Source organism: Dokdonia sp. R78006 (assembly GCF_042466145.1).
Lineage (GTDB): Bacteria > Bacteroidota > Bacteroidia > Flavobacteriales > Flavobacteriaceae > Dokdonia.
In genome coordinates this window covers 2322268-2344129 of the sequence record NZ_JAXHBU010000001.1, presented here as the reverse complement: position 1 = coordinate 2344129, position 21862 = coordinate 2322268, and the positions used below count along the sequence as shown (strand labels likewise).

General features: G+C 37.3%; 4 protein-coding genes. All 4 read right to left on the bottom strand.

Annotation, left to right across the window (positions count from 1 at the left end; all coding sequences use genetic code 11):
- Nucleotides 1-3 precede the first annotated feature (3 nt).
- The 4 genes from SJY37_RS10425 to SJY37_RS10410 all read right to left on the bottom strand — a co-directional run bounded on the left by SJY37_RS10425 (nucleotide 4) and on the right by SJY37_RS10410 (nucleotide 21426).
- Complete coding sequence (locus SJY37_RS10425) at nucleotides 4-948, bottom strand: type IX secretion system membrane protein PorP/SprF (protein WP_298323886.1); 945 nt, start codon at nucleotides 946-948, stop codon at nucleotides 4-6.
- Nucleotides 949-1158: 210 nt separating this feature from the next.
- A complete protein-coding gene (locus SJY37_RS10420; RefSeq protein WP_379953048.1) occupies nucleotides 1159-8373 on the bottom strand; it encodes a gliding motility-associated C-terminal domain-containing protein in 7215 nt (2404 codons plus the stop codon).
- 42 nt (nucleotides 8374-8415) lie between these two features.
- On the bottom strand, nucleotides 8416-11832 hold the full coding sequence (locus SJY37_RS10415) for a hypothetical protein (protein ID WP_298323881.1): 3417 nt from the start codon (nucleotides 11830-11832) through the stop codon (nucleotides 8416-8418).
- A 48-nt stretch (nucleotides 11833-11880) separates the two neighbouring features.
- Nucleotides 11881-21426, bottom strand: a complete 9546-nt coding sequence (locus SJY37_RS10410) for an Ig-like domain-containing protein (protein WP_379953047.1) — start codon at nucleotides 21424-21426, stop codon at nucleotides 11881-11883.
- Nucleotides 21427-21862: the final 436 nt, after the last annotated feature.

Below are 21862 nucleotides of genomic sequence, written 5' to 3'. Positions count from 1 at the left end.
TTATTAAAAGAATCTTGGGGTTAACATTCTGTCATACTCATTGAAGAGTTCAAAACGTAAGAATACTTCAAAACTTCCATCGTTATAAACTGTATTTCCTAGATCAGTACTCTCTCTATCATAAGCAAGACCTATAAGCATACTATCAGACACTTGGAAACCTACGAGACCACTTAATGCAGCGCTCCACCTGTAAGCCGCACCTAAATGCAATTTTTCCATTACTAAAAAATTTGCTGTTAAATCTACTTGTAATGGTGCACCTGCTACAACCTTCACTAATGTACTAGGCTTAAATTTAAGTTGGTCATTAATATCAAAGGTATATCCCATTATCCCATAATAATGTATGCGTTCTTTTGAGATAAAACTAGCAGAGTTACTATTATTACTTTCATCAAAGTGCTCAGTTTGTACTAGGTTAGGCGCACTCAAACCAGCATAAAATTTATCAGTGTGATAATATAACCCTGCTCCTATAACTGGTGAAATCTTATTATCTATATTTTGAGAAAAACGAGGATCAGAAACATCAAAAAGTGTAAGCTTTGAGAAATCAACATCGAGGACATGTCCCCCTGCCTTTAATCCAAAACTCAGTTTACCACTATTTGAGGTATTAATCGTATAACTAAAATCTGCTCCTATGTAAGTTTCTTGTGCAGGTCCTAATGCGTCGTTTACAATAGACAAGCCAAGCCCTACTTTACCTTCACCTATAGGAGAGTGAATGCTTAAACTTTGTGTACGTGGAGCTCCTTCAAGGCCTACCCATTGACTTCTATGTAATCCCACAATGCTAGTAACACCTCTGTTACCTGCATATGCTGGATTTATAGCTACAGTATTATACATGTATTGTGTATACTGTGGGTCTTGCTGCGCACTTACCTCTGTAAGACTCAAACCCGTAATAACTAATAGGACTATAAGATGTAATTGTTTCATTCTAACTTTATTTGTTGCACCTACAATAAGTGACTTTTTGGTAAAAATAGCTCAATTTGAATAATTTATAATTTCACAGTTGATTCACATTATCTTGATGCACTTCATCTAGAAATTTGATTATTTTATCCTAATCGCATTAAAACTTCAAAAACTCAAATATTATTTATGTTAGTTGTTATTACGCTTTCGCGAAAGCATAAATTTATATTAACGATTAATGTATAAATATCCACTCTTTCTCTTCAGACCATCTGGTGTCTGGTAAGTTATAAGGTAATAATACGTTCCTTCCGGTAATGTCTCTTTTGCATTCAATGTAGCTCTTCCTTCTGAGATACCTTTAAAACCTGTAGCCTCATCCTCAGTATACCCATCTTGCTCAAATACTTGAACACCCCATCTATTAAATATTTGAACATTATTATCTGGGAAAGCATTTATACCTTCTATAATAAAGAAGTCATTTACTCCATCACCGTCTGGTGAAACTCCGTTAAATACTTCGACATCAAAGATATTAAGTACTCCTGTAAACTCAGTACGTGTTGGATCATCTGGATTACCATCCATATTAGGATCAACATTTTCATCGTTATTAGGATCATCAGATAAATCTGTTACGTCGATTCCATTTGAATCTGTCGCATCTACTATAGCCTGATTTATTACAAATCCATTTGTTATATCAAAAGCAGTAAGTATATAAGTCGCCGTAAATGTTGTACTGTCTGATTCCCCAGGTAATAATGATATAGGACCTCCATCTACAGTTACTAATGGATCAGTTACAATGATATTTTCTAACGGTACCAACCCTGTATTAGTTACCGTAAAAGTATATAGAATCACTTCGCCATCTTGAATATTACTATCTCCATTGATATCAAGTGTCTCTCCTACCTTTTCAAGTGCTATTGAACTTTCTATCGGAAGATTAGTAACTGTTTCATCATCTTCTACACTGTTATTGTCATCAGAAATATCAACAACATCAACACCATCAGGATCTTGTCCTGTTGCAATCGCTTGATTAGTTACAAAACCTTCATCTATATCACTTTGAACTATAGTATAAACAGCTACAAATGTAGTACTATCTGTTTCACCTGGTTCCAAATCAATAGGTCCGCCAGATACAATCACTAATGGATCTTCAATGATAATGTTTGTAACTGTCACATTTCCTGTATTTGTCACAGTGAAGTTATATGTAATTGTTTCGCCTACTTGTGCAAATCCGTCACCGTCTATATCATTAAATACAGCTGTTTTGATTAAACTTATGCTAGCTCCTTGTGGTAAGTCTGTTACAGTAATGTCGTCCTCAAGATTACTATCATCATCTGAAGTATCTGTTACATCAACGCCATCAGGATTCTGTCCTGTAGCAAGTGCTTGATTCGTTACTCCGCCTCCATCAACGTCTGCTTGCGTAATAGTATACACAGCACTGAAGGTTGTAGCATCTGAAGCACCAGCAACTAAATCAATTGGTCCGCCAGTTACAGCTACCATTGGATCCGTAATCACAATATTTGTAATCGTTACATTTCCAGTGTTTGTTACTGTGAAGTTATATGTTACCGTTTCTCCTACTTGTGCAAATCCATCCCCACTTTCGTCATTAAAAAATCCAGTCTTTATCAATGCAATTGATCCAGCATCTGTTGGGAAAGTTGTGATTGTTTCATCATCCTCAAGATTACTATTATCATCTGAAGTATCTGTTACATCAACGCCATCAGGATTCTGTCCTGTAGCAAGTGCTTGATTCGTTACTCCGCCTCCATCAACGTCTGCTTGTGTAATAGTATACACAGCACTGAAGGTCGTAGCATCTGAAGCACCGGCAACTAAATCAATTGGTCCGCCAATTACAGTTACCATTGGATCTGTAATTACAATATTTGTAATCGTTACGTTTCCAGTATTGGTTACTGTGAAGTTATACGTTACAGTCTCTCCCGCTTGAGCGAAACCATCTCCGTTTACATCATTAAATGTTCCAGTCTTGATTAATGCAATCGCTCCACCATCTGTTGGGAAGGTTGTGATTGTTTCATCATCCTCAAGGTTACTATCATCATCTGAAGTATCTGTTACATCAACGCCATCAGGATTCTGTCCTGTCGCAAGTGCTTGATTCGTTACTCCGCCTCCATCAACGTCTGCTTGTGTAATAGTATACACAGCACTGAAGGTCGTAGCATCTGAAGCACCAGCAACTAAATCAATAGGTCCGCCTATTACAGCTACTATTGGATCTGTAATTACAATATTTGTAATCGTTACATTTCCAGTATTGGTTACTGTGAAGTTATACGTTACAGTCTCTCCCGCTTGAGCGAAACCATCTCCGTTTACATCATTAAATGTTCCAGTCTTGATTAATGCAATCGCTCCACCATCTGTTGGGAAGGTTGTGATTGTTTCATCATCCTCAAGATTACTATCATCATCAGAAGTATCTGTCACATCAACACCATCAGGATTCTGTCCTGTCGCAAGTGCTTGGTTTGTTACACCTCCGTTATCAATATCTGCCTGTGTGATAGTGTACACAGCACTGAAGGTCGTAGCATCTAAAGCACCAGCAACTAAATCAATTGGTCCGCCAGTTACAGCTACTATTGGATCTGTAATTACAATATTTGTAATCGTTACATTTCCAGTATTGGTTACTGTGAAGTTATACGTTACAGTCTCTCCCGCTTGAGCGAAACCATCTCCGTTTACATCATTAAATGTTCCAGTCTTGATTAATGCAATCGCTCCACCATCTGTTGGGAAAGTTGTGATTGTTTCATCATCCTCAAGATTACTATCGTCATCAGAAGTATCTGTCACATCTACACCATCAGGATTCTGTCCTGTCGCAAGTGCTTGGTTTGTTACACCTCCGTTATCAATATCTGCCTGTGTGATAGTGTACACAGCACTGAAGGTCGTAGCATCTAAAGCACCAGCAACTAAATCAATAGGTCCTCCAATTACAGTTACCATTGGATCTGTAATTACAATATTTGTAATCGTTACGTTTCCAGTGTTTGTTACTGTGAAGTTATACGTTACCGTTTCTCCTGCTTGAGCGAAACCATCTCCGTTTACATCATTGAATGATCCAGTCTTGATTAATCCAATCGCTCCACCATCTGTTGGGAAGGTTGTGATTGTTTCATCATCCTCGAGGTTACTATCATCATCAGAAGTATCTGTTACATCAACGCCATCAGGATTCTGTCCTGTAGCAAGTGCTTGATTCGTTACTCCACCTCCATCAACATCTGCTTGTGTAATAGTATACACAGCACTGAAGGTCGTAGCATCTGAAGCACCAGCAACTAAATCAATAGGTCCGCCAGTTACAGCTACCATTGGATCTGTAATTACAATATTTGTAATTGTTACGTTTCCAGTGTTTGTTACTGTAAAGTTATACGTTACCGTTTCTCCTGCTTGAGCGAAACCATCTCCGTTTACATCATTGAATGATCCAGTCTTGATTAATGCAATCGCTCCACCATCTGTTGGGAAGGTTGTGATTGTTTCATCATCCTCGAGGTTACTATCATCATCAGAAGTATCTGTTACATCAACGCCATCAGGATTCTGTCCTGTAGCAAGTGCTTGATTCGTTACTCCACCTCCATCAACATCTGCTTGTGTAATAGTATACACAGCACTGAAGGTCGTAGCATCTGAAGCACCAGCAACTAAATCAATAGGTCCGCCTATTACAGCTACAATTGGATCAGTAATCACAATATTTGTAATTGTTACATTTCCAGTGTTCGTTACTGTAAAGTTATACGTTACTGTTTCTCCTGCTTGTGCGAAACCATCTCCGTTTACATCATTGAATGTTCCGGTCTTGATTAATGCAATCGCTCCACCATCTGTTGGGAAGGTTGTGATTGTTTCATCATCCTCAAGATTACTATTGTCATCTGAAGTATCTGTTACATCAACGCCATCAGGATTCTGTCCTGTAGCAAGTGCTTGATTCGTTACTCCACCTCCATCAACGTCTGCTTGTGTAATAGTATACACAGCACTGAAGGTCGTAGCATCTGAAGCACCAGCAACTAAATCAATAGGTCCGCCAGTTACAGCTACCATTGGATCTGTAATTACAATATTTGTAATCGTTACATTTCCAGTGTTTGTTACTGTGAAGTTATACGTTACAGTCTCTCCCGCTTGAGCGAAACCATCTCCGTTTACATCATTAAATGTTCCAGTCTTGATTAATGCAATCGCTCCACCATCTGTTGGGAAAGTTGTGATTGTTTCATCATCCTCAAGATTACTATCGTCATCTGAAGTATCTGTTACATCAACGCCATCAGGATTCTGTCCTGTAGCAAGTGCTTGATTCGTTACTCCACCTCCATCAATATCTGCCTGTGTGATAGTGTACACAGCACTGAAGGTCGTAGCATCTAAAGCACCAGCAACTAAATCAATAGGTCCTCCAATTACAGTTACCATTGGATCTGTAATTACAATATTTGTAATCGTTACGTTTCCAGTGTTTGTTACTGTGAAGTTATACGTTACCGTTTCTCCTGCTTGAGCGAAACCATCTCCGTTTACATCATTGAATGATCCAGTCTTGATTAATCCAATCGCTCCACCATCTGTTGGGAAGGTTGTGATTGTTTCATCATCCTCGAGGTTACTATCATCATCAGAAGTATCTGTTACATCAACGCCATCAGGATTCTGTCCTGTAGCAAGTGCTTGATTCGTTACTCCACCTCCATCAACATCTGCTTGTGTAATAGTATACACAGCACTGAAGGTCGTAGCATCTGAAGCACCAGCAACTAAATCAATAGGTCCGCCAGTTACAGCTACCATTGGATCTGTAATTACAATATTTGTAATTGTTACGTTTCCAGTGTTTGTTACTGTAAAGTTATACGTTACCGTTTCTCCTGCTTGAGCGAAACCATCTCCGTTTACATCATTGAATGATCCAGTCTTGATTAATGCAATCGCTCCACCATCTGTTGGGAAGGTTGTGATTGTTTCATCATCCTCGAGGTTACTATCATCATCAGAAGTATCTGTTACATCAACGCCATCAGGATTCTGTCCTGTAGCAAGTGCTTGATTCGTTACTCCGCCTCCATCAACGTCTGCTTGTGTAATAGTATACACAGCACTGAAGGTCGTAGCATCTGAAGCACCAGCAACTAAATCAATAGGTCCGCCAGTTACAGCTACCATTGGATCTGTAATTACAATATTTGTAATCGTTACATTTCCAGTGTTTGTTACTGTGAAGTTATACGTTACAGTCTCTCCCGCTTGAGCGAAACCATCTCCGTTTACATCATTAAATGTTCCAGTCTTGATTAATGCAATCGCTCCACCATCTGTTGGGAAAGTTGTGATTGTTTCATCATCCTCAAGATTACTATTATCATCTGAAGTATCTGTTACATCAACGCCATCAGGATTCTGTCCTGTAGCAAGTGCTTGATTCGTTACTCCGCCTCCATCAACGTCTGCTTGTGTAATAGTATACACAGCACTGAAGGTCGTAGCATCTGAAGCACCGGCAACTAAATCAATAGGTCCGCCAGTTACAGCTACCATTGGATCTGTAATTACAATATTTGTAATCGTTACATTTCCAGTGTTTGTTACTGTGAAGTTATACGTTACAGTCTCTCCCGCTTGAGCGAAACCATCTCCGTTTACATCATTAAATGTTCCAGTCTTGATTAATGCAATCGCTCCACCATCTGTTGGGAAAGTTGTGATTGTTTCATCATCCTCAAGATTACTATCATCATCTGAAGTATCTGTTACATCAACACCATCAGGATTCTGTCCTGTAGCAAGTGCTTGATTCGTTACTCCGCCTCCATCAACGTCTGCTTGTGTAATAGTATACACAGCACTGAAGGTCGTAGCATCTGAAGCACCAGCAACTAAATCAATAGGTCCGCCAGTTACAGCTACCATTGGATCTGTAATTACAATATTTGTAATCGTTACGTTTCCAGTATTGGTTACTGTGAAGTTATACGTTACAGTCTCTCCCGCTTGAGCGAAACCATCTCCGTTTACATCATTAAATGTTCCAGTCTTGATTAATGCAATCGCTCCACCATCTGTTGGGAAAGTTGTGATTGTTTCATCATCCTCAAGATTACTATCATCATCTGAAGTATCTGTTACATCAACACCATCAGGATTCTGTCCTGTAGCAAGTGCTTGATTCGTCACTCCGCCTCCATCAACGTCTGCTTGTGTAATAGTATAGATAGCACTAAATGTATCTGTATCAACACCACCTACTAATAAATCAATAGGTCCTCCAGTTATAGCTACCATTGGATCTGTAATTACAATATTTGTAATTGTTACGTTTCCAATGTTTGTTACTGTGAAATTATACGTTACTGTTTCTCCCGCTTGCGCGAAACCATCTCCGTTTACGTCGTTGAATGTTCCTTCTTTAATCAATGCAATTAAAGCTGATCTTTCTATAGCAGTAACCGTAGGATCATCTGTTAAATCACTATTTATACTACCATCTCCGTTTGGAGTTTCAATAGTTTCTGGATTTAATATTTCTAGTCCATTCACATCTGTTCCAGCATCTGAAATATCAATTACATCATTAACACCAATTGGACTACTTCCAATGGCAGAAGCACTATTCTCAATATACCCTAAATCGACATCAGCTTGGGTAATCTGATGTTCTGCTACAACGGTAACACTATCACCTGGCGCCAACTCAGCAATAGGATTTCCAGAAATAATAGTGGCATTATCATCTGTAACAACAATATCAGTAAGATTTGTATTACCTGAATTTGTAACAACAATATCATAAGTAATAATGTCATTTAAAACACCAGAAGCACTTGTTTGACTTTTTATAAGACTTAAATTATTATCTGCTGTGTACGTAAATATGCTTGCACTACCTCCCGCAAATGTATTATTATCCGATGCAGATATGATAGTTTGAAAACCATTATTAGCATCTTCTTGACTCGAATTTTCAATAACGGTTATTGGAAAAGTCAAAGACCCAAAATCATCACCTGCAATAGTTGCATATTGACTTAAAGTCAACACATTACTAATAGCATCATAAGACGGAATGAAATAATTTAATAGCGTTCCAGTAATTGCACTAGTATCTCCGTCAGTTAATTCAACCAATTGAAATATAACTTCAATTACAACATTAGGAGATCCTGTATCTGGATCCAATGCAGGAACCTCTAAACCAGACGACTCTGCCAATATAAAGCTACCAGTACCCGTACCGTTCAACTCAAGGGTCTCTAATGGTGCCGGATTTATATTTGCTTCCGGAATTGAAACAGATTGACCAAAGCTTGTAAAGCTTAAAGTAAAAATGATTACTATTATTAAAATTTTCTTCATCTTATGAATTTTCTACGTAAATAATAAGGATATTTTCAACTACTAGTTATTGTTATACTCTATGTAGTCAAAATCATCATTATTTGAGTTATTAACCTCTCCGCCTGAAAAATAGCGCACAGTTGCCTGAATCGGGAATATACCGTTCGTATTTGGTGATGGATTATAGACAGCATTAATACCAACTATAGATGCCGTCAAACCTTCAAAAACACCTCCATTACCAACATATGTGAATTTATACAATACTGGACTAGAGTCATCAAATATCCAATCAGCATTACTAACCGGCGCTCCATTTATTGTCGTGAGGCTTGAATCATAGGTAAGAATAAATGCAGAGTTTTTAGGTATTCTCAACTCTACAGCATCAGTACCATTAGATTGTCTATCATTATATTCAGCTACAAAAACTCTAAAGTCAACATTACCAGAATCACCCGCGACAGTTGTCGTCCCGGTGAAAATCACTGGACCAAAATCTGGCAAATTACCCACGGTATTTGTATCCGTTATTGCGTCTGGATCTGAACCTATTGCATCAAATTCATCATCATAAGTTACAGTAACAGTATCTCCAGACTGAGTATTGAATATACCATCATTGTCCGTACCGGCTGTTACACCGTACTCTGTATCCACAGCCCCTGTAAAGACTCCTGTATCAATCCCAGTTTCGGTTAATGTAATAGTTTCAGACTCACCTGTGACATCATTTACAATAACAACCTCAATAGTTTCTATTGTAAGTGGATCTTCATTTAAATCATTATCTGTAACTACAATATCTAATGTATCTCCTGGAATTGAAAGATTTGTTATATCTACAGTACCAGTCACCCCACCAAGGACAGTATCAACATCTGAAACAGGAGAAGGATTACTTCCAGTTACATCTAATACATCATCATAAGTTACAGTTATTGTATCACCAGCTTGTGTATTAAATACTCCATCATTATCTGTTCCAGCAATTATACCTGACACTGTTTCTACAGTACCTTCAAATACACCTGTGTCAGCACCTGTTTCAGTCAAAGTAATTATTTCAGACTCTCCAGTATTATCATTAATAACAATAACTTCTATAGTTTCGATTGCAGTAATATCTTCATTCAAATCATTATCAGTAACAGATATATCCAGTGTATCCCCTGGAACTGATGTATCAGTAATATCTACAACTCCAGTAACCCCTCCTAGTACATTATCGGTATCAGTAATTGGATCTGGATTATTACCATTGCTATCTAATTCATCATCATAAGTTACAGTTACGGTATCACCAGCTTGAGTGTTGAAAATCCCATCGTTATCTGTACCAGCAATATCACCAAATACGGTATTAACAGTTCCTTCAAACACACCTGTATCAACTCCTGTCTCTGTCAAAGTGATTGTTTCTGTTTCACCAGTTTGATCGTTTATAACAACGACATCAATTGAGTCTACACTAGTAATGTCTAGATTCAAATCATTATCAGTTACAATAATATTTAATGTATCTCCTGGTATTGACGTTTCTGTTATTTCAACCTTACCTGTTACTCCTCCGATTACGGTGTCTGTATCTGAAAGAGCTGTTGGATCATTACCTAAAGTATCTAACTCATCATCATAAGTTACCATTACAGTATCTCCAGCTTGAGTGTTGAAAACCCCATCGTTATCTGTACCAGCATTATCACCAAATACGGTATCAACAGTACCTTCAAATATTCCCGTATCAGCACCTGTTTCTGTTAGAGTAACTAATTCAGATTCGCCAGTTTCATCGTTCACGACAATTACCTCAATCGTTTCTATATTATTAATATCCTGATTTAAATCATTATCAGTTACAACGATATTCAGCGTATCTCCTGGTATTGATGTTTCAGTAATAGTTACTTCACCAGTAACTCCACCAATTACATCATCAGTATCTGTTATCGGAGTAGGATTATTACCTGTATTATCAAGCTCATCATCGTAGATTACGGTTACAGTATTTCCAGCTTGAGTATTCAATATTCCATCACCGTTTGCACCAGCAATATCACCAAACACAGTATCCACTGTACCTTCAAATATTCCAGTATCAACACCAGACTCTGTAAGAGTAATTATTTCAGTTTCACCAGTTTGATCATTTATAACAACCACATCAATTGTATCTATACTATTGACATCTAGATTCAAATCATTATCAGTTACAACAACTTCTAAAGTATCCCCAGGTATTGAAGTATCTGTTATAGTAATTTCACCAGTAACCCCACCAAGAACTAGATCTGTGTCTGTGATTGGCCCTGGATTGCTACCGACATCATCAAGCTCATCATCATAAGTAACAGTTACCGAATCTCCTGCTTGTGTGTTAAAAGTCCCATCATTATCAGCTCCAGCAACTGTTCCATAAACGGTATCAACCGTACCTGCAAAAACACCTGTATCAGGTCCAGTTTCAGTTAAAGTTACAACTTCAGATTCACCAGTCTCGTCATTTACAACGACTACATTCAAAGTTTCAGCTACAGCAGGATTTTCATTAAGATCTCCATCTGTAACAACCACATCCAAAGTATCACCAGGAACTGAAGTATCAGTTATATTGACAATTCCAGTTACTCCACCCAATACATTATCGATATCGGTCAATACAGTTAGAGTTCCATTCTCATCTAATTGATCATTATAGAAAACAGTAACTGTATCACCAACTTGAGTATTAATTATCCCATCATTATTCGCACCTGCAGATACTCCATATATAGTATCGACAGTTCCTGTAAATACACCTGTATTTGGACCTGTCTCTGTTAGTATAATCACCTCTGATTCACCTGTAATATCATTTTTCACAATCACGTTGACAGTTTCTGCAACTGAAGGATCTTCATTCAAATCAGCATCTGACACAGATAGATCCAAAGTGTCCCCAGGAAAAGAAGTATCAGTTATATCTACATCTGCTAAAACACCTCTAGTATGTGTAAAGAATGCTGTACTTCCAGGAGCATCAGTTGGACCATCAATTGCTGCTATATTCACGTTAAATCCATTAAAACTCTGATTCTCAGTTGAGTTTTGAGTGACAGTTAATGGCATAGAAATATTTCCTGAAAAACTAGCAGGAATTTCAGATGATTGTTGAAAAACTAGAACATTATTCCCAGCGTCATAACTAACTGTAAAATAAGAAAGCACAGTTCCTGTTATCCCCGCCACATTAGCATCAGTTAATTCTACATATTGTAAACTAATACTAATTGTAACATTAGGCATTCCAAATGCTGAAGCAGGAGCTGCTACACCATCATTTTCTGTGAAAGTAAATGTACCTATACCCTCTCCATTTAAGGATATACCATCAAGAGGATCTGGAGTAATATTTGCTCCAGTTACTGTTACGGTCTGACCATACGCAACTAACGTACATAGGACGGTAAAAATGAGTGAAAGTAGAATTTTTTTCATTGTAGGTATTTAAGGTTGTTGAGATTGTAAATTCTTGAAAATCTTATATTAATCGTTATCATCGAGTATGTCATTATCGAATTCGATAAAGTCAACATCATTATTATTAGAATTATTGGTTTCACCTCCAGAGTTAAATTTGACTGTAACTTGTAAAGGAAACTCTCCTTCTGTGCTAATAAGTGGTAAATAAACAGCATTTAAACCGATCATTGACGCGCTATTTGCTGGAAAGATACCGTTATTCCCAATATATATGAATTTATAAAGCGTAGGACTAGAATTATCAAACAGCCAATCGGTGTTTGACACAGGAAAGCCGTTAACCAACACACTCGCAGGATCAAATGTTATTAATAAGTCATCACTTTTGACTATCCTAAGTTCTACTGGTGTAACACCATTAGAATTCTGACCTGCAAATTCAGCCACTAGCACTCTGAAATCAATAACTCCAGTATTACCTACAATAGTAGTAACTCCAGTAAACAATGTTGGCCCATAATCTGGAATTAATTGCATACCTACTGTAAGATACACAGTTGCAGTATCAGTTGCACCTTGAGTGTCCGTCACCTGATATACAAAGGAATCTGGACCTACATAATCTAAATTAGACGTATATGTGAAAGTACCATCGTCATTTAAAACTACTGTCCCATTTGCAGGATCAGATATTAACAATGTTGTCTGAGCATCTCCCTCAGGGTCCGTATCATTATCTAATACATTTCCTAAAATATCAGCATTTGAAATACCATTATAAGCATCATCATTTGCTACGGTAATATTTGCAACATCAGGAATTACTTGAATAGTAACCGTTGCTGTGTCACACGCAGCTGGACTAGAATTATCACATATAGTATATGTGAAAGTATCCTCTCCAACAAAATCAGCGTTTGGAGTATAAATAAAAGACCCGTTAGGCAGTAATAATACCAATCCATTAGATGGATTTGTATTTCCAGTAACTATAAGTGGATCTCCATCTGGATCAAAATCATTAGGTAAAACATTACCTGTTAACGGTGTATTTACTTCTGTAATACCTGAATCAGCATTCGCAACAGGAGCCTCGTTATTAGGTCCACTTATTGGTAATACTTCTAAGTAAACATTAGCTGTATCACAAGCTTGAGGGTTACCATCATCACAAACTGTGTATGTAAAGGTATCCTCTCCTACAAAATCAGTATTTGGTGTGTACTGGTAAGTTCCATCAGGATTCATTACTAATACTCCATTAGATGGATCTGTATTTGAACTTACTGTTTGTGTATCTCCTTCTGCATCATCATCATTCGTTAATACATTACCAGTTACAGCAGTATTTACAAACGTATTATTAATGTCATCAATCGCTGTGGTTGTATTACTTACAGGTGCTATCACTAATGAAACCGTAGCAGTATCTGTCGCTCCTTGAGCATCAGTTACTGTGTAAGTAAACTCATCTGGTCCAGTATAACCTGAATCAGGTGTATAAGTGAACGTACCATCTGCATTTAAAATAACACTTCCGTTTGATGGTGCTGTTGCTAAAGATGCTGTTTGAGCATCTCCTTCTGGATCCGTATCGTTATCTAATACATTTCCTAAGATATCTGTATCGATAGTTCCAAGGTAAGCATCATCATTTGCTACTGTAATGTTTGCAGTATCAGGGATTACTTGAATAGTAACCGTTGCAGTATCACAAGCAGCTGGACTACCGTTATCACATATAGTATATGTGAAAGTATCCTCTCCTACAAAATCAGTGTTTGGTGTGTACTCGTAAGTTCCATCAGGATTCATTACTAATACTCCATTAGATGGATCTGTATTTGCAGTCACCGTAATTGGATCTCCGTCTGGATCAAAGTCATTAGAAAGTACACTTCCCTCAACAGGTGTGTTGATTTCTGTTACTCCAGTATCAGCATTTGCTACTGGTGGATCATTCTTACTTGTAGGCTCTGGTAATACTTCTAAGTAAACAATAGCTGTATCACAAGCTTGAGGGTTACCATCATCACAAACTGTGTATGTAAAGGTATCTTCTCCTACAAAATCAGTATTTGGTGTATACTCGTAAGTTCCATCAGGATTCATTACTAATACTCCATTAGATGGATCTGTATTTGAACTTACTGTCTGTATATCTCCTTCTGCATCATCATCATTCGTTAATACATTACCAGTTACAGCAGTATTTACGAACGTATCGTTGATATCATCAATAGCTGTTGTTGTATTACTAACAGGTGCTATCACTAATGAAACCGTAGCAGTATCTGTCGCTCCTTGAGCATCAGTTACTGTGTAAGTAAACTCATCTGGTCCAGTATAACCTGAATCAGGTGTATAAGTGAACGTACCATCTGCATTTAAAACAACACTTCCGTTTGATGGTGCTGTTGCTAAAGATGCTGTTTGAGCATCTCCTTCTGGATCCGTATCGTTATCTAATACATTTCCTAAGATATCTGTATCGATAGTTCCAAGGTAAGCATCATCATTTGCTACTGTAATGTTTGCAGTATCAGGGATTACTTGAATAGTAACCGTTGCAGTATCACAAGCAGCTGGACTACCGTTATCACATATAGTATATGTGAAAGTATCCTCTCCTACAAAATCAGTGTTTGGTGTGTACTCGTAAGTTCCATCAGGATTCATTACTAATACTCCATTAGATGGATCTGTATTTGCAGTCACCGTAATTGGATCTCCGTCTGGATCAAAATCATTAGAAAGCACACTTCCTTCTACAGGTGTGTTGATTTCTGTTACTCCAGTATCAGCATTTGCTACTGGTGGATCATTCTTACTTGTAGGCTCTGGTAATACTTCTAAGTAAACAATAGCTGTATCACAAGCTTGAGGGTTACCATCATCACAAACTGTGTATGTAAAGGTATCTTCTCCTACAAAATCAGTATTTGGTGTATACTCGTAAGTTCCATCAGGATTCATTACTAATACTCCATTAGATGGATCTGTATTTGAACTTACTGTCTGTATATCTCCTTCTGCATCATCATCATTCGTTAATACATTACCAGTTACAGCAGTATTTACGAACGTATCGTTGATATCATCAATAGCTGTTGTTGTATTACTAACAGGTGCTATCACTAATGAAACCGTAGCAGTATCTGTCGCTCCTTGAGCATCAGTTACTGTGTAAGTAAACTCATCTGGTCCAGTATAACCTGAATCAGGTGTATAAGTAAAAGTACCATCTGCATTTAAAACAACACTTCCGTTTGATGGTGCTGTTGCTAAAGATGCTGTTTGAGCATCTCCTTCTGGATCCGTATCGTTATCTAATACATTTCCTAAGATATCTGTATCGATAGTTCCAAGGTAAGCATCATCATTTGCTACTGTAATGTTTGCAGTATCAGGGATTACTTGAATAGTAACCGTTGCAGTATCACAAGCAGCTGGACTACCGTTATCACATATAGTATATGTGAAAGTATCCTCTCCTACAAAATCAGTGTTTGGTGTGTACTCGTAAGTTCCATCAGGATTCATTACTAATACTCCATTAGATGGATCTGTATTTGCAGTCACCGTAATTGGATCTCCGTCTGGATCAAAGTCATTAGAAAGTACACTTCCCTCAACAGGTGTGTTGATTTCTGTTACTCCAGTATCAGCATTTGCTACTGGTGGATCATTCTTACTTGTAGGCTCTGGTAATACTTCTAAGTAAACAATAGCTGTATCACAAGCTTGAGGGTTACCATCATCACAAACTGTGTATGTAAAGGTATCTTCTCCTACAAAATCAGTATTTGGTGTATACTCGTAAGTTCCATCAGGATTCATTACTAATACTCCATTAGATGGATCTGTATTTGAACTTACTGTCTGTATATCTCCTTCTGCATCATCATCATTCGTTAATACATTACCAGTTACAGCAGTATTTACGAACGTATCGTTGATATCATCAATAGCTGTTGTTGTATTACTAACAGGTGCTATCACTAATGAAACCGTAGCAGTATCTGTCGCTCCTTGAGCATCAGTTACTGTGTAAGTAAACTCATCTGGTCCAGTATAACCTGAATCAGGTGTATAAGTGAACGTACCATCTGCATTTAAAATAACACTTCCGTTTGATGGTGCTGTTGCTAAAGATGCTGTTTGAGCATCTCCTTCTGGATCCGTATCGTTATCTAATACATTTCCTAAGATATCTGTATCGATAGTTCCAAGGTAAGCATCATCATTTGCTACTGTAATGTTTGCAGTATCAGGGATTACTTGAATAGTAACCGTTGCAGTATCACAAGCAGCTGGACTACCGTTATCACATATAGTATATGTGAAAGTATCCTCTCCTACAAAATCAGTGTTTGGTGTGTACTCGTAAGTTCCATCAGGATTCATTACTAATACTCCATTAGATGGATCTGTATTTGCAGTCACCGTAATTGGATCTCCGTCTGGATCAAAGTCATTAGAAAGTACACTTCCTTCAACAGGTGTGTTGATTTCTGTTACTCCAGTATCAGCATTTGCTACTGGTGGATCATTCTTACTTGTAGGCTCTGGTAATACTTCTAAGTAAACAATAGCTGTATCACAAGCTTGAGGGTTACCATCATCACAAACTGTGTACGTAAAGGTATCCTCTCCTACAAAATCAGTATTTGGTGTATACTCGTAAGTTCCATCAGGATTCATTACTAATACTCCATTAGATGGATCTGTATTTGAACTTACTGTCTGTATATCTCCTTCTGCATCATCATCATTCGTTAATACATTACCAGTTACAGTAGTATTTACGAACGTATCGTTGATATCATCAATAGCTGTTGTTGTATTACTAACAGGTGCTATCACTAATGAAACCGTAGCAGTATCTGTCGCTCCTTGAGCATCAGTTACTGTGTAAGTAAACTCATCTGGTCCAGTATAACCTGAATCAGGTGTGTAAGTAAAAGTACCATCTGCATTTAAAACAACACTTCCGTTTGATGGTGCTGTTGCTAAAGATGCTGTTTGAGCATCTCCTTCTGGATCCGTATCGTTATCTAATACATTTCCTAAGATATCTGTATCGATAGTTCCAAGGTAAGCATCATCATTTGCTACTGTAATGTTTGCAGTATCAGGGATTACTTGAATAGTAACCGTTGCAGTATCACAAGCAGCTGGACTACCGTTATCACATATAGTATATGTGAAAGTATCCTCTCCTACAAAATCAGTGTTTGGTGTGTACTCGTAAGTTCCATCAGGATTCATTACTAATACTCCATTAGATGGATCTGTATTTGCAGTCACCGTAATTGGATCTCCGTCTGGATCAAAATCATTAGAAAGCACACTTCCTTCTACAGGTGTGTTGATTTCTGTTACTCCAGTATCAGCATTTGCTACTGGTGGATCATTCTTACTTGTAGGCTCTGGTAATACTTCTAAGTAAACAATAGCTGTATCACAAGCTTGAGGGTTACCATCATCACAAACTGTGTATGTGAAGGTATCTTCTCCAACAAAATCAGTGTTTGGTGTATACTCGTAAGTTCCATCAGTATTCATTACTAATACTCCATTAGATGGATCTGTATTTGAACTTACTGTCTGTATATCTCCTTCTGCATCATCATCATTCGTTAATACATTACCAGTTACAGCAGTATTTACATATGTATTATTGATATCATCAATAGCTGTTGTTGTATTACTAACAGGTGCTATCACTAATGAAACCGTAGCAGTATCTTTCGCTCCTTGAGCATCAGTTACTGTGTAAGTAAACTCATCTGGCCCTGTATAACCTGAATCAGGTGTATAAGTGAACGTACCATCTGCATTTAAAACAACACTTCCATTTGATGGGTCTGTTGCTAAAGATGCTGTTTGAGCATCCCCTTCTGGATCCGTATCGTTATCTAATACATTTCCTAAGATATCTGTATCGATAGTTCCAAGGTAAGCATCATCATTTGCTACTGTAATGTTTGCAAAGTCAGGGATTACTTGAATAGTAACTGTTGCTGTATCACAAGCAGCTGGATTACCATTATCACAAATTGTGTATGTAAAAGTATCCTCTCCTACAAAATCAGTGTTTGGTGTGTACTCATAAGTTCCATCAGGATTCATTACTAAAACTCCATTGGATGGATCTGTATTTGCAGTCACCGTAATTGGATCTCCGTCTGGATCAAAATCGTTAGAAAGTACACTTCCTTCAACAGGCGTGTTGATTTCTGTTACTCCAGTATCAGCATTTGCTACTGGTGGATCATTCTTACTTGTAGGAATAGGAAGTACTTCTATAAAAACTGTAGCTGTATCACAAGCTTGAGGATTGCCGTTATCACACACCGTATACATGAAGCTATCCTCTCCAATAAAGTCAGCAGGTGGTGTATACGAATAAGAACCACTTGCATCAATATTTACAGTTATACCTTGTACTGTTGTAACAACTAGTGAGCTTACACTTTGAATATCACCTTGAGCATCAAAATCATTTGTTAATACATTACCAACTACAGTAGTGTTGATAAAGGTATTTTCAATATCATCAACAGCTATTGTATCAATTAGAGGATTAACTGTAACAGTTACGGTTGCAACATCACAATCATTATCGCTGTCACAAATTTGATAAGCAAACTGGAGATCAGTAGCATCAATTAATGGCGCGGTAAACTCTATAAAATCATCTGTTGGATCATTTGGAGTTCCATTAGTATTAACTACTGCTGTACCCTGTGAAGGCTGCGTTGTAATTATAATTGCACCCGTAGCTGCTAAATCTGGTCCAAAAGTATCATTTAACAGCACATCTATAGTAACTGTTTCTAATGGGAGTACTGAAGTTGAGTCATCAACTGCGTCCGGTCTTCCATCATCTACAAAATCATTTCCACATGTGGACATCAAGTTTATAACACGAGTTATTCTATTGTCATTCGCCCCATCAACATCAGATATTGAAACATATCCCGAATTATCATTTTCTATAACCACATATGTAACATCTACCATTGCAGAAGGTATCGATGTTGCATATCTATAATCACCATTAATATCTGTAGCTACAGTTCCTGTACTACCGTCTGAACCAATAATATCTACTTCTACGTTAGTTAGAGGATCCCCTCCTTCATCTGACACATTTCCACAAATAACTGGAGCAGAGAGTATAGTAGACTCTGGATTTACATACTCTGCATTATCCAACACGAGAGCATAGAATCTATCAAAATTTCCGTTTTGCTTACCTATAGTATATGAAAGCTTATTTTTCCCTTCCCAATAGTTACTAAATGTAAACCTAGGATCTTGAGAAATAGCGCCTCCTGGTGCAGTTATAGGATTTATAGCTGTACCCCTTATTGATTCTCCTGTATCTATAATCTCTATTAAGGTATTACCAGATGTATAATATGAATCAGGAAGACTTAATTCTGCATACTCTCTTGTAACCCTGCTATCACCGTCAATATCAAAAGGACTTCCGAAGAAAGAAATATCTACGGGCGTCATTGTTCCAGAAGCAACAAATGAAATATCAAATTTCACACTCTGATCACCATTATTTGTACTATTTATTTTCGGCTGAAAGGCTCTTGGGAGACCTTCATTTGCAACATCTATATCTAATAAAGTCGCACCATTTATAAACGCAACAATCTCAACAATTGCATCTATACTTGTTCCATGAACGTTATTTGGAAAAATATTTGGAAATCTATATTTGGCACCTTCTGACAAAGCAGCTCCCCCTATTAACGTAGGATTTGCAAAGTTTGAGTTTTCATAAAAAGGAGCACAATCACACCCTCTTTCTCCTGGAGGAACGATAAATACATCAGATACTGAAAGATATACTGTAGTCTCACTTTCGTGGCCATTAGCATCTATAATCTTATAATTAAACTGATCAAAACCTGTGTAACCTGGATTAGGTGTATAGATAATAGTATCATCAGAGAGATCATCCGGAGTATTGTTATCATTAATCTCAACAACACCATTAGATGGGTTTTGAGTAATAATAATTGGCTCAGTTAATGAAGGACCATTATTTCCATAGTCATCATTTGCAACAACATCTATATTTAAAGGCAAATCAAAGAAAACTGTTCTCGTATCATCTTCTGCACAAGGGCCGCCATCTACATAGATAGTAGTACTTGTAGCCTCACAACCTGGAAAAGGAGAAGCACTTAATGTATAAAAACCTGGTTTCACGATTTCAACAATAGCACCAGATGCAGACATAGTACCGTCTATGAACTCACCATCGGTAGTAGTCCAAGTAAAATAAGCACTATCATTTGGATTTTCTGGAGATAGCTCTAATGATGCCTTACAATTAAAAATACCCGGATCTTTGATAGATGTATCAAAAACAGGAGGCTCTAAGAAATCATAAGGACCAGAAAAATCTTTTAATTGTGAAGTAAAAGAGGTTGATGTTCTAGATTTAACTATAACTTTTGTCCATGGCGACTCACAAGCATCTCCTCCCTTAGCAAGCCTAGGATCAACACCTAAAGCGGTAAGATCAACTCCTAGTTCTGCGAGATTCCCACTAGTATATACTGTAGAAAAAGGACTATTTGTATTATCATTAAAGGTACCCCACGGTGGCGCAGGTGTTGAAGCTCCACTTAAATCTTCAAAAATTGTTAAACCATCTGGTATAACAACCTCTGCATAGCCATAACCATTCCAGTCACCATCAAAATTTACACCCCAGTCAAAATTAACAGGATTAATATTTGAAAAATCTGTTCTCTTTACCCAAATTCTAGCAAGAACTTCATTAACGGTCTCGCTAGTATAACTAAAACCTATGACTATATCCCCAGTACTTATAACATTACCGGCGGCATCAAACACCCAAGAAGTATGCCCTTGATCCGGACCAGAGTTTACAAAGCCATTTCCTGCAACTTCAATTTGGGATTTAAATAATTCAAAATCTATAAAGTGATTTCCAGAACTAGACATACAACTCACTCCAAGATCAATCCATAAACTGCTATCTATGCTATTACCACCTCTTCTCAAGTGAATATATGAATCAACAATGTCATTTTTCTCCCCTACTGATGAACTATTAAAAGACCAAGCAGTTACAGGGTTATCAGCATTTTTTTGACCTCCACCAAATGTTGTACGATCAAGACCACCACCTATACTGTTTAGGTTAACATAATCTCTTATAAATATAGCTTCATACAAAAGAGAACCATTTATAACTTCATATTGATTGAAGTTGGATCCTACTACAAATGGCTGATTTAAGTTACCCTGTGTAATATTTAAGTAGGCAGCTGCGTCACTTGTATCTATCAAACCAAATCCTGAAGAACCTTGGAACCAATCATCAATTCCAGCACCTATAGTTCCAGAATACACCCCACCATCAATCTCAAAATTTGCAGGCATTCCTCCATTTTGAGAAAGTGCAGTAAAATTAAAACCAAAGACACATACAATGGCTAAAACCATCTTTGCACCTAGATCAAACCTAGTTTTCACAAAGCTACCTGCAAGAGCAAAGACTCTTACCGTATTTTTAGTAACACTAGTTATTTGTAATTTTTTTACCATATTATCATTTATTATAAAACTAACTTCTGCCTCTTTAAAAGACGTCCACTAACTCAACACGACTAATAACTTTAATTCTAAAATTAAAAACCCAAAACCCAACACCTCTTAACAGGATGATGCAACTTAATTATTAAAATATTTGAGAACTAGGCTCCAGACAAGGAAACCTCAGAAAAACCCAAATACAATAAACAAAGGTATAAAGCACAGTTGTAAATCATTACAATGCAATTTATACTATATCAATAAGTTGGGTATTCAAATATAAAGCGAATATTACATCTACATTTTTACTTTTCAATGTATTAGTTATGCTACTTATTATCATCGACAAACTACACAAAAATCAATCTTCTACGTAATATGTTCTAACTATTATCATTAAAAAAACGACTAATATAAAATCAAGTCCGCTTTCGCGAAAGTGCATAAA

Excerpts from the sequence above, each read along its gene's own strand:
- SJY37_RS10425 (WP_298323886.1), bottom strand. The coding sequence starts at position 948 with ATGAAACAATTACATCTTATAGTCCTATTAGTTATTACGGGTTTGAGT.
- SJY37_RS10420 (WP_379953048.1), bottom strand. The coding sequence starts at position 8,373 with ATGAAGAAAATTTTAATAATAGTAATCATTTTTACTTTAAGCTTTACA.
- SJY37_RS10415 (WP_298323881.1), bottom strand. The coding sequence starts at position 11,832 with ATGAAAAAAATTCTACTTTCACTCATTTTTACCGTCCTATGTACGTTA.
- SJY37_RS10410 (WP_379953047.1), bottom strand. The coding sequence starts at position 21,426 with ATGGTAAAAAAATTACAAATAACTAGTGTTACTAAAAATACGGTAAGA.